Annotated in this window: 13 protein-coding genes; 5 read left to right on the top strand and 8 right to left on the bottom strand. The window is 47.5% G+C overall.

Annotated elements, in window-relative coordinates:
- Positions 1–33: 33 nt before the first annotated feature.
- Complete coding sequence (locus KD909_RS08160; RefSeq protein ID WP_211781300.1) at positions 34–957, bottom strand: DUF7916 family protein; 924 nt, start codon at positions 955–957, stop codon at positions 34–36.
- Positions 958–1042: 85 nt separating this feature from the next.
- On the opposite strand from KD909_RS08160, the gene KD909_RS08155 reads away from it, so the two are divergent.
- Positions 1043–1597, top strand: a complete 555-nt coding sequence (locus KD909_RS08155; protein ID WP_012726145.1) for a maltose acetyltransferase domain-containing protein — start codon at positions 1043–1045, stop codon at positions 1595–1597.
- 22 nt (positions 1598–1619) lie between these two features.
- Here the strand turns inward: KD909_RS08155 and KD909_RS08150 are convergent, their stop codons facing one another.
- The 7 genes from KD909_RS08150 to KD909_RS08120 form a co-directional block, all read right to left on the bottom strand.
- A complete protein-coding gene (locus tag KD909_RS08150; RefSeq protein ID WP_012726146.1) occupies positions 1620–2633 on the bottom strand; it encodes a pyridoxal phosphate-dependent aminotransferase in 1014 nt (337 codons plus the stop codon).
- The gene (locus KD909_RS08145) at positions 2630–3397 is read right to left on the bottom strand and encodes a transporter substrate-binding domain-containing protein (RefSeq protein ID WP_031423909.1); all 768 of its coding nucleotides are present in this window, start codon (positions 3395–3397) and stop codon (positions 2630–2632) included. Before KD909_RS08145 ends, KD909_RS08150 begins: the two co-directional genes overlap by 4 nt.
- A 123-nt stretch (positions 3398–3520) precedes the next feature.
- Positions 3521–4045: a P-loop nucleotide/nucleoside kinase family protein gene (locus KD909_RS08140; protein ID WP_211781299.1), complete on the bottom strand. Its 525-nt coding sequence runs from the start codon at positions 4043–4045 to the stop codon at positions 3521–3523.
- Positions 4046–4071: 26 nt separating this feature from the next.
- Positions 4072–4635, bottom strand: a complete 564-nt coding sequence (locus KD909_RS08135; protein ID WP_211781298.1) for a GNAT family N-acetyltransferase — start codon at positions 4633–4635, stop codon at positions 4072–4074.
- Positions 4623–4973, bottom strand: a complete 351-nt coding sequence (locus KD909_RS08130; RefSeq protein ID WP_012726150.1) for a VOC family protein — start codon at positions 4971–4973, stop codon at positions 4623–4625. Before KD909_RS08130 ends, KD909_RS08135 begins: the two co-directional genes overlap by 13 nt.
- On the bottom strand, positions 4970–5491 hold the full coding sequence (locus KD909_RS08125) for a DNA topology modulation protein (protein ID WP_211782881.1): 522 nt from the start codon (positions 5489–5491) through the stop codon (positions 4970–4972). Before KD909_RS08125 ends, KD909_RS08130 begins: the two co-directional genes overlap by 4 nt.
- A 39-nt stretch (positions 5492–5530) precedes the next feature.
- A complete protein-coding gene (locus KD909_RS08120; protein WP_211781297.1) occupies positions 5531–6031 on the bottom strand; it encodes a hypothetical protein in 501 nt (166 codons plus the stop codon).
- 138 nt (positions 6032–6169) lie between these two features.
- Here KD909_RS08120 and KD909_RS08115 point away from each other — a divergent pair, with 138 nt between their 5' ends.
- The 4 genes from KD909_RS08115 to mutS are packed head-to-tail and all read left to right on the top strand — an operon-like array spanning position 6170 to position 11178.
- Complete coding sequence (locus tag KD909_RS08115; RefSeq protein WP_012726153.1) at positions 6170–7636, top strand: phytoene desaturase family protein; 1467 nt, start codon at positions 6170–6172, stop codon at positions 7634–7636.
- A gap of 11 nt (positions 7637–7647) precedes the next feature.
- Positions 7648–8106 (top strand): GNAT family N-acetyltransferase, encoded by a 459-nt coding sequence (locus KD909_RS08110; RefSeq protein WP_211781296.1) that lies wholly within the window; start codon positions 7648–7650, stop codon positions 8104–8106.
- A gap of 58 nt (positions 8107–8164) precedes the next feature.
- Positions 8165–8596, top strand: coding sequence for a YlbF/YmcA family competence regulator (locus KD909_RS08105; RefSeq protein WP_012726155.1), 432 nt, complete (start codon positions 8165–8167; stop codon positions 8594–8596).
- 53 nt (positions 8597–8649) lie between these two features.
- On the top strand, positions 8650–11178 hold the full coding sequence (gene mutS / locus KD909_RS08100; protein WP_211781295.1) for a DNA mismatch repair protein MutS: 2529 nt from the start codon (positions 8650–8652) through the stop codon (positions 11176–11178).
- The last annotated feature ends 2 nt before the right edge of the window (positions 11179–11180 follow it).

Here is an 11180-nt window from a genome sequence, read left to right as displayed (position 1 = left end):
AAGAGGAAGGAGCGCGTCTCCTTCCTCTTTCCATTATCGATTGACCGAGGCGGCCATGCGAATGTATGTATGGCGTCGCCCGCGAATGGCAATGGACAGTGCCTGAATGTTCTCTGGGACGGCAATCCCGGACAGTCCGGCGTCACCGATGTGCACGATGTCTGCTCCGCCTCGTTTTGAAGAGAGCGCAATCTCCCGAACGGTCGCGACATCTGCACCTTCTTGTGACGTTCCAATCGCCGCTAACGTGAGAGCACCGAGCGATTGCAACTCCTGAACGAGTTCGTAGAACGATTCTTCACGGACACCAGGTACGGTGCCTGGAGCTGGTAGTAGGATAATGTCTGCGCCGGCTTCGACGAAGCGGATATATGCGTCGCGGTCCAATACATTGCCGGCACCAGCCTGATGCATTTTTCCGGCAATGATGACCCCTGCGAATTCACGACGCGCTTGGATGACTGCTTGTTCGATGGCTTCATTCGTGACCCCGGTATTCGGATTGCCTGTCAAACAGACGAAGTCAATCCCGAGCTCAGATGCTTTTTGAAACGCTTCGATTGAAGCAAGTCTGCCTCGTTTTACTTCATTCATCTCGGACGACTTCTCTGAAAAATCGACAGGTTCCAAGTTGACTCCAATTGGCAATCCGATCAGTCGTTTTAGTTCTAGAATCGGATGGTCGCTCATCTCCTCACCTGGCATGTCGCCGAACAGCGCGTGACTTTCGAGTCCTTTAATGTAAGGGTGAAACACATCCAACATGTTCAATAAAATCAAGTCGGCACCGAATGCTCGCGCGAGTTCTGCGTTTGTCACTTCTGGATAGAGTGGCTGCACCGTTGGGATAACCTCGGCCATGACCGTTCGACCTTCTGCTTTTCGAATCGAATCGACTAAATCTTGACGATTAAACGTGATAAAATCACTTGCCCGACATTCCAGTATTCGTTTCATATGATCTGCCTCCTTCTGCTCATCCTTATCTCTATTCCCTATACCGTTCAAAAATCCTCTATACTACAAGTGAGGAGGGATGAACATGACAGAAAAAGAAAAGATGATTCGTGGTGAACTGTATTTAGCTGGTGATGAAACGCTCGTTGCAGACCGTAAGCGTGCCCGGAGATTGACTGAACGATTCAATCGTTCAGGGATCGATGAGTTGGAAGAACGAAATGAGATTCTTAGTGAGTTACTCGGTTCAACGAAAGGGTCGTATTATATCGAGCCGAACTTCAAATGTGATTATGGGTATAACATCCACGTAGGAGATCGATTCTATGCGAATTTTGATTGTATCTTTCTAGACATTTGTCCCATCACGTTTGGGGATGACTGCATGCTAGCGCCGGGGGTACATATTTACACGGCAACACACCCGATCGACCCGATTGAGCGCATCTCTGGGTATGAGTTCGGAAAACCCGTGACCATCGGGAACCGAGTATGGATTGGTGGAGGGGCGATTATCAATCCCGGTGTGACGATTGGGGATGAGGCAGTCATCGCATCTGGTGCCGTCGTCACAAAAGATGTACCGCCTCGAACAGTCGTCGGAGGAAATCCGGCGCGTGTGATCAAGACGATCGACTGACAAAAACTCCTGAACACGAGGTTCAGGAGTTTTTTACATGACTTGTTTCCATGTACTGTTGAATAGCTGTATGTGCAAGATGAAGCGCCGCCTCGTCCCCAATCGTCACCCGAATCCCCGTCGGTTGTTTCGACGTGTGTACGTTCAAGTCAGTCAAATGGGCCCACACTGCTTCAGGTTGCTCGAGCTCGACATACAAAAAGTTCGTCGTGGCAGGGATGACATGACCGATGGCTTTAAAGGCTTGCGCCCACTTTTGCCGCATCTCGTCATGCCATTCGATTGTTTCTTGAAGATAAGTCGCATCTTTTAAGAAGATATTGCAGATTTTCGCGCTCACTCCGCTGATATTAAATGGCGGGATGAATTGACGGAAATAGTGTGCGAGTTCGCAGTTTGTCACCATGAATCCGATTCGTACGTTTGCCAATCCGAACGCTTTTGACATCGTGCGAAGGACGATGAGATTCGGAAGGGTGGCAATGAACGGGATCATGCTCGCATCTGGTGTGAAGTCCATATAGGCCTCATCCACCACGATATATGGCACGAGTGAGGCGAGATGCGTCAACTCTTCTATGGTCCACAGCTTTCCGGTTGGATTGTTTGGGTTCGAAAGAAGAAGAAGCTTCGGATGATGCGTCTCAATCGCCTTTACCATTCCTTCATACGATAAATCAACGGCTTGAACATGATGACCGTGTGCGATGGTCGTGAAGATGGGATACATCGAAAAGTCAGGTGCCGGAGATAAGACGATATCATGTGGTGCGAGCAACGCTTGCGTCACGACATGAATCATCTCATCACTCCCACAACCGACGAGTAATTGCTCAGGTGTGACGCCGGCGTAAGCAGCGTAGCGTTCGAACAACTCATTGATCGGTTCGACTGGATACTCGTGTAAGTCATGATACGTCAACGAATCAAGCTGATTCTTGATGCGGTCAGGTAACGGGAACTGACTTTCATTTTGGTTTAACCGATGTCCCGTCGGATAAACGACGGGATAAATCGGAAGCTCGACTTGTCTCATTCAGTAGGCTCCATCGAGAACCATTTTTTCACCAATTCATCGATTTCGCCAGACTCCATCATCTTGTTCAGCTCTTCGTTGAACTGGTCGCGTAACTCATCATCTAATTTGAAGGCAGCAGCTGATCCTTTTTCGCCATCTTCTTTCAAAGCGAATGTATAGAAGCTGTCATCTTGGTCTAAATACTTTTGTGCGACCGTGTCTTCGATGACCATTGCATCGATTCGACCTGTGTTCAACTCTTGAACGATTTCAGGGATTTTGTTCAAGGATACGAGTTCCGCGTCAGGTGCTTGTTCTTTAGCGATATTTTCTTGAATCGAAGCCGTTTGGACACCGATTTTCTTACCAGACAAATCTTCGATTGCCTGAAGTGACTCGTCTTTAGTCATGATCAAGTTTGTCGCGGATAGATAGATGTCTGAGAAATCAGCATTCTCTTTACGCTCTTCTGTTGGTGTCATCCCGGCCATGACGAAGTCGACACGCCCGCTGTTCAAGGCTCCGAGTAAGCTACCGAAGTCCATATCTTCAATCTTCAATTCGTAACCGAGACGTTCTGTAATCGTCTCCGCGATTTCAATATCAAATCCGACAATCGCATCCCCGTTTGCCGTATCGACAAATTCATATGGGAAGTAATCGGCGCTCGTCCCCATGACGAGCGTTTTTTGCTCTGTCGCTTCACCTTCTGTTTCTTGACTACATGCACCGAGTAATACTGCGCTCATCATGAGCGTAACTGCTAATAACCATTTTTTCATATGTGTATAATGCCTCCCTGTTGTAGATGAGACTAAGTGTATATGTATGATTATTAATTGTAAAGCATAAATATACAAAATTATTAAAAAAAGAAACACTTTCTATCTGAAAGCGTTCTCTTCTTAGTTTTTCAACAGATACGACATAATTCGCTCAATCGGAATTTCTCGATTGTCCATCGTATAGATTTGTAAGTAAGGATGGTTAGTAGGCCGTTTGCAGTGTTCATTCATCTTAGACCAATTCTCATATGAAACTTGATCAATTTGACTCGGTCGTCTGGCACGGTTTCGAAGTCGTGCGTTAATTTCTTCGTGATCTTCATGACGGCACTCGATATAACGATAAGTCGCTCCGTACTTGGTGCAAATCGTTATCCCTTTATCGAGCATTTCGTCATAGAGACATGGACTGTCGAGAATGACGTTTTGTCCAAGTGATAGGTGATACTCGACGAGGGACCAATCGACATCATAAGCCATCTTCCCGATTTCTCCATCCGAGAAATTGCCAATAGGAAGCGTATGGAGTAGGGCGGTCTTTGAAACATCATGATCGATGACGACCGCATGTACGTGTTGGATGATTCGTTTAGCCAATGTGGATTTTCCTGATCCAGGTGTTCCAGACATTTGAAGAAAAAACATATGATCACCTCCCAACTAAGAAGATATCAATCCAAATCTTGATATTCCATGGTGTTCTTTGTTAATGCTTTATAGTAAATATTCGTTGATTCAAATCCCTCACTAGATTTTGTATAGTACGGTATTGATCCCGCTAAAATGTATTCGAGTGAAAGGTACAGGTGATTGGAAGAGTCTCCTTTCCTTGTATCGAGAATGATTATTTCTTTCCCTAAGCTTCTAGCGACATTTTCGGCAGAAAGCATAAGTGCTCGTCCGATTCCCAATCGTCGAAAATCTGGATGTACCATTAATTTTGCAATTTCAACTCGATGAACACCGTTCGGTTTCATACACATATGTAATTGGATAGTGCCGACGATCATTTCATCTTTTACAGCGATTAATAATTGAATCTCGGGTTGAATGACGTTAGACCAATAAGTCATCGCATCTTCAAGTGTCACACCTGGAAGAAACCCTATTGAAGCTCCACCTTCAACGACATGAATCAATAAATGGCTCATTTCCTCAAGATAGTCTTCGGTACAAGCGACTTGAATAACCTGATATGGCTGATTAAAGGTTTGGTCTGATGTTAGCATTTGCATACCATGATGACGTTCCCGTCAAGATCTTTGAAATTGAACCAATGTTCGTGCTCAATGGGTGTGATGACCTCAATGTCGTTTTGAATCATATAAGAATAAGCTTGATGAATATCGTGCGTATTTAAGTGAAATAATGGTGTCTGGATGATGTTATCTTTTGAGTAGATTTTGCTATCTAAAACAAGGTTAGTACCTTCTAATGGAATGACACATAAATGGTCGAATAAAATCTCTCCTTTTGTTGAAAGATCGAATAAATCACAATACCAGTCACGCGCTTTTTGAATATCACTAACCGGAATAAAGATGGTGCCGATTTTGTGAAGGATAGGGTTCATAGAAATTCCTGCCTTTTCATTTGATTAATGAAGTTTGCAACATCTTTCCGAGATTTTAAGACGATGATCTGTTTCTCGTGAGAATATTGTTTGATTCGATTGACCATCTCCGGCTTTTGAACGTTAGGAAAATTCCAAATCCACTTGAGGAATGCGAAATCGAGTTTTTCCTCACAGGATGCGCCCATGTCAGGTCGCGTCGTACCACGATATCGGACGACTCGTTTAAGGACACGGTATATACAGACGATGCGTGGAAGATCGATTAAAATGACAGTGTCCGCTGCCTGCAGTCGTAAATCAAGCGTATTCCCGAAGTTTCCATCGATGACCCATTCATCTTTTTTCACGAGTTGTTGTTGGATATCGATTCGTTCTTCTCTCGGTGCCATCACCCATCCCGGTCTCCACATGAGAGCGTCCAAATGATAGACATCGAGATGTAATCGTTCACCGAGTTGACGGGCGAGTGTGGATTTCCCCGCACCACCAGAACCGATGATCATGATGCGTTTCATATTTAGATTGCTATCAATCGTTAAGCTGCTCATCTACTCTTATTCATCCTCCAATACGAACCATTTCTTCAATTGATCGTCCTCTTCATAAATGACTCGGACGTCCATCTGTCCGATAACAAGACGTTGTTCCGAACTGAACACGACAATCGGATAGTTCGTGGACACAGGCTTGTCCGTCTCAAAGATAGGGCTATGCGCCTGCATCGCGTAATAGCCGTCCGATCTCGTGTTGGCCGCGCCTGCATCAATCTGTGTCACATGGTCAAATCCTCTCAGTCTGAGCACATAACTATAAGACGTTCTCGCTCCTTGCTCGAGACGCCATTCTTCGATGATGGCTGATTTGTCGTCCACTGATCGTTCTTCTAGCACTTTCTGTGCCGTATACTCTTTTTCGTAAGGAATCATCTCCTGGATGCTGACGACGGTCATCGTCGCAAGCTTGAGCGATTCCTCGGAAGGTGGGGTAATCAGTATACCAATAAAGATGAGGATGGGAATCAATAAATAAACCATGACACGACTACGCATTTTCATCACCTTACCTTTTCAGACTGTAAACTATTTCTGCATAAGAGAATCAGTTCCCTTCAAAAGAACGCTGGAATCTCAAAAACCGATTCATTTCTTCAAGTTTTTGAATGAGCAGGTATGATATAGAGAGGAGGGATGTACATGAAAATCGGGGTCATAGGTGGAGGCGTTGCGGGTTTGACTGCAGCTGCGCTCGCGCAACAAGAAGGACATGACGTAACCGTCTTTGAAGCGTCACGTGAATGGGGCGGGTGTGCCGGTAAGTTTCAACGTGGGGACTACTTGTTTCCCGCTGGTGCGACACTAGGAATGGGATTTGAACGAGGAGGAGTCCATCAGCGTGTCCTTCAGAAATTGGGAGAATCAATCGAGGTCACCTTACTTGATGAAGTGATGGACATTTATCTTCATGACGTCGCCGTCACCTACTATCGCGACCGCAAACATCTACTCGAAGAGCTTAGTCGCACTTTCCCTGAGAACAGTCAGGAGATTCATGCATTCTATAGTGAAGTGTGGGGCGATTTTGAGAAGATTCGTCCGTTGTTTCAGCAGTTACCTGCACTTCCACTTCGCACGGTCTCGGATATGATCTATGCACTAAAAGGATTCCGGCCGAATCAAATCACAGCGCTAATGAAACTCCAGCGTACACTCGGCGACACGTTGGCCCGTCATGGACTAAGCGGTACAATGTTCGAACGATTTATCGATGGCGTCCTGCTCGACAGTTTGCAGACCGGTGCGAAAGAAGCGAGTCATTTACTTGGTGCAGTGGCACTGTCGGTCTATCACGAAGGAGCGTACTATGTGGAAGGTGGACTATATCAATTGGCTCATGCGTTAGAGCGCGCCGTTCGAGCATTTGGTGGAGAAACGAAATTAGGGAGGGACGTCCAATCCATCGAACAGGTGACGGATGGATGGCTCATCACCGATCGAAGAGGACGACTTGAACTAGTCGATGTCATTGTTTCCGCCATTCCGATTGAGCGGACGAGCGAACTTCTGAGAGGACAGGAACAACGACGCTTCAAACGACAGTATCGCAGACAGTTGAAGCAGTCACAGTGGGGCACGTTCAGTCTGTACCTCGTCTTACCTGAGGATGTGTGTCGACAGAAACCGCTGTTTCAACAAATCTATCACGAGCGATTACCGAGCGGGCATGCGTTCATCTCCATGTCCGCGCCAGACGACGTGTTACGGACAGAACGACCGGAACGAACTATCACGGTATCCACACATATCGATTTATCGGAATGGCAACATTGGAAAGACCGGGCGGCATATGAGAAACTAGAACAAGATTGGACCAATCGTCTCGTCGACGTTGTCGCGACTGCATTTCCTGCGTGGAATCGCGAGTCGTCACTTCTCCTTCCCGGTGCACCCGGGGCATGGGTAAAGTACACGAAGCGACCGCATGGGGCAGTCGGAGGTTATGCGCAGACTCCTAGCCAGGCGCTCTTTCGCGCTGCGAGTTATCGCACCGACTTGCCGAACTTTTTTGTGTGCGGGGATACCGTATTTCCAGGAGCGGGGACGATTGGCGCGATGACGAGCGGATTACATGTCGCCCGGGCACTCGGGGTGACGATTGATTAGGGGGAATAATGATGAAGAAAAAAACATTTGATGAACTGACAACGATTGAGTTGTATCGCTTACTGGCGTTACGAACTGAGATTTTTGTCGTCGAACAAAACTGTCCGTATCAAGAAATCGATGGAAAAGATGAACAAGCCATTCATTATTGGATGGAGGAAGATGGAGAGATCGTCTCTGCGCTTCGCGTATTGACGGAAGCATCTCCGGTCGCCATCGGACGTGTCGTCACGAAAGCGACGCATCGAGGGAAAGGGTATTCCCGCCTCTTGATGGATGCGGCAATCAAAGATTTTGGACATGAGACGTTGTACCTGCAAGCGCAGACGTATGTGGAACCTTTTTATGCCTCGTTTGGCTTCAAACGGACGAGTGATGTGTATCAAGAAGATAGTATTCCACATGTCGATATGTTACGTGAATCAACGAATCCCGCTAGTACCGTTTCGGAATCGTTCATGTTAGAATGAGAAAGAACATTCACGTGCTTTTGAGCACGATTACATTATAGACATAAAGGGGTTTACAATGGTGACCGATCAACAAGTAATTGCAAAAGCAAGAGAATTGGCAGATGTATTAGCACAAACACCAGAAGTGGCGCGCTTCAAAGAAGCGGAAGCGAAAGTAAACGGAAGTGACCGCGTACAGACTTTGATTAAACGAATCAAGTTCTTACAAAAAGAAGCCGTCAACTGTAAGCACTATGGCAAGACGGAAGCACTTGCGAAAGTCGAGCAAAAGATTGATAAAGCGATGGAAGAATTGGACTCGATTCCGGTCGTTCAAGCGTTCCAGGAAACACAAGTCGAAGTGAACGATTTGCTTCAATACGTGACGGTCACGCTCGCGAACTCCGTGACGGACCGTATCATCGAATCGACGGACGGCGACGTCCTTGCAGGGAAGACAGGGAGCGGCATGGCGGCTGAACAAGCACGCGGCGGCTGCGGATATTAAAACGACACAGCTGGCCGATGGTCAGCTGTTGTACTTTCTAGAGGTGAATCAACATGCAAGAAGTCCATCAAACACCAATGATGAAACAATATTTCTCCATCAAGGCAGACTATCCGGACGCCTTTTTATTCTATAGACTCGGCGACTTTTACGAGTTGTTTTTTGAAGATGCACAAATTGTTGCAAAAGAGTTAGAGCTCACGCTCACTTCTAAAAACGGGAAGCAGGCCGAGCATCCGATCCCGATGTGTGGCGTTCCGCATCATTCCGCAGCAATCTACATTGAACAATTGATTGAAAAAGGATTTAACGTCGCCATCTGTGAACAGACAGAAGACCCGAAAGCGACGAAGGGACTCGTGAAGCGGGAAGTCATCCAAGTGATCACGCCGGGTACATACATGGCGTCACTCAGTGAAAAAGAAAACCGATATCTCGTCGCCATCTCGGACGTCGCAGGGCGATTCGGAATTGCTCGCGGTGACGTCACGACCGGTGAATCATGGTTGACGACACTCTCGTCAGAAGAAGCTGTGTTACGAGAAATCGAAGGATTGCTTCCGAACGAGGTCATCGTCGAGGATGAACGACTCGCTGATTTATTGCGACAGACCGGGATCCCACTTTCGATTCAAGTGGACAAGCGGGAGAGTCCACTCGCACAAGGTGCAAAAGATGAGGCACAACGCTCGGCATTTGAATTGCTGTTTGCCTATTTGACGAAAACACAGAAACGTTCACTTGACCACTTGCAACCAGCAGTCGCCTATGAAGTTGAACAACACATGCAACTTGACGCCAATACGGCCCGAAATCTTGAATTGTTCCGTTCGGCTCGTTCCGGGGAACGGAAAGGGTCACTCCTTTCTCTCCTCGATGAGACGACGACGGCGATGGGCGGTCGATTGTTGAAACGTTGGCTTGAACAGCCACTTTATACGGAGCAAGGCATCAGAGAGCGACAGGACGCCATAGAGAACTTAGTGGACGACTTCATGTTGCGCGATCAACTACAAGAAGAGTTAAAGCGAGTCTACGATATCGAACGGCTTGTCGCGAAAGTCGGGTATGGGACGGCGAATGCGCGAGACCTTGTCCAATTACGCGACACACTTGAACGGATGCCAGCCGTCCGGTCACTCTTACAAACGGTGAAAGCCGATCGCTTGCAGCAAATCGAACAGAATCTTGACTCGTTCGAGACATTGAGTGAACAGCTCCGGGCTGCCCTTGTCGATTCACCTCCGATTTCGACGAAAGAAGGTGGGATGATTCGTCACGGATATTCGGAAGAGCTCGATGAACTGTTAGAAGCGAAAGCGAACGGGAAATCGTGGATTGCCAACCTCGAACAACAGGAACGCATCGCGACCGGTATCAAATCGTTAAAGGTCGGGTATAACCGCGTATTTGGTTACTACTTGGAAGTGACGAAAGCGAATGCGAAGTTGCTCGAAGAAGGACGTTATGAGCGGAAACAGACGTTGACGAATGCGGAACGTTACATCACGCCAGAACTGAAAGAGAAGGAAGCCCTCATCTTAGGTGCGGAAGAGAAGAGCTGTACGCTCGAATATGACTTGTTTGTCGCGCTCCGAGAAGAAGTGAAGACGTATACGAAGCCCCTCCAGCAGCTGGCTCGCTCACTCAGTGAATTAGATGTGCTCCTCGCTCTTGCCGTTGTGGCGGAGAAGCGGGAATACGTTCGCCCAGTTACGACATCTCACGTCCAAATTGAACGTGGGCGTCACCCTGTCATTGAGACGGTCTTGCCGCGAGGCGAATATGTCGCCAATGACTTGACGCTTGACGACACACGTCAAATGTTGCTCATCACGGGTCCGAACATGTCCGGTAAATCGACGTACATGCGTCAATTTGCCTTGATCGCAATCCTTCATCAAATTGGTTCATTCGTCCCGGCAGAAGCGGCGGAACTCCCGCTCTTTGACCGTATCTTTACACGAATCGGTGCGGCGGACGATTTGGTGAGCGGACAGTCGACGTTCATGGTCGAGATGACCGAGACGCGACAAGCCGTTACCGAGGCGACGAGCAATAGTCTGATTCTATTGGATGAGATTGGTCGAGGGACGTCAACGTATGATGGGATGGCACTTGCACAGGCAATTGTTGAGTATATTGCTTCGTCTATTGGGGCGAAGACACTCTTCTCGACGCACTATCATGAACTGACGGTGCTCGAGGACTCGATTCCGTCACTTGAGAACGTCCATGTCCGGGCGATTGAGCGGGATGGACGAGTCGTCTTCCTCCACGAAGTGCATCCGGGACGTGCCGATAAATCGTATGGGATTCACGTGGCAGAATTGGCTGAACTTCCGGATTCATTGATTGACCGGGCCCGGACGATTCTGTCAGAACTCGAATCGGAAGCAACGAAACCTGTTTTGAACGAGGAAGCTGTTCCACTTCCAGTGGAAGAAGTCAGCCAGTTGTCGTTGTTCGAGTCAACTGACGCTGTTCGAGAACAGCTGCTCAAACTCGATCTATTGGCAATGAATCCAATCGAAGCGATGCAGGCGCTCTACGAACTGCAACAGACCGCAAAGAAAGGGTGAGT

Source organism: Exiguobacterium sp. PFWT01, from assembly GCF_018255795.1.
Taxonomy (GTDB): Bacteria; Bacillota; Bacilli; order Exiguobacteriales; family Exiguobacteriaceae; genus Exiguobacterium.
This window is presented reverse-complemented; position numbering and strand designations above follow the sequence as displayed.

Coding starts and splice junctions, on each gene's coding strand:
- KD909_RS08160 (WP_211781300.1), bottom strand. CDS start 957: ATGAAACGAATACTGGAATGTCGGGCAAGTGATTTTATCACGTTTAAT.
- KD909_RS08155 (WP_012726145.1), top strand. CDS start 1,043: ATGACAGAAAAAGAAAAGATGATTCGTGGTGAACTGTATTTAGCTGGT.
- KD909_RS08150 (WP_012726146.1), bottom strand. CDS start 2,633: ATGAGACAAGTCGAGCTTCCGATTTATCCCGTCGTTTATCCGACGGGA.
- KD909_RS08145 (WP_031423909.1), bottom strand. CDS start 3,397: ATGAAAAAATGGTTATTAGCAGTTACGCTCATGATGAGCGCAGTATTA.
- KD909_RS08140 (WP_211781299.1), bottom strand. CDS start 4,045: ATGTTTTTTCTTCAAATGTCTGGAACACCTGGATCAGGAAAATCCACA.
- KD909_RS08135 (WP_211781298.1), bottom strand. CDS start 4,635: ATGCAAATGCTAACATCAGACCAAACCTTTAATCAGCCATATCAGGTT.
- KD909_RS08130 (WP_012726150.1), bottom strand. CDS start 4,973: ATGAACCCTATCCTTCACAAAATCGGCACCATCTTTATTCCGGTTAGT.
- KD909_RS08125 (WP_211782881.1), bottom strand. CDS start 5,491: ATGAAACGCATCATGATCATCGGTTCTGGTGGTGCGGGGAAATCCACA.
- KD909_RS08120 (WP_211781297.1), bottom strand. CDS start 6,031: ATGAAAATGCGTAGTCGTGTCATGGTTTATTTATTGATTCCCATCCTC.
- KD909_RS08115 (WP_012726153.1), top strand. CDS start 6,170: ATGAAAATCGGGGTCATAGGTGGAGGCGTTGCGGGTTTGACTGCAGCT.
- KD909_RS08110 (WP_211781296.1), top strand. CDS start 7,648: ATGAAGAAAAAAACATTTGATGAACTGACAACGATTGAGTTGTATCGC.
- KD909_RS08105 (WP_012726155.1), top strand. CDS start 8,165: ATGGTGACCGATCAACAAGTAATTGCAAAAGCAAGAGAATTGGCAGAT.
- mutS (WP_211781295.1), top strand. CDS start 8,650: ATGCAAGAAGTCCATCAAACACCAATGATGAAACAATATTTCTCCATC.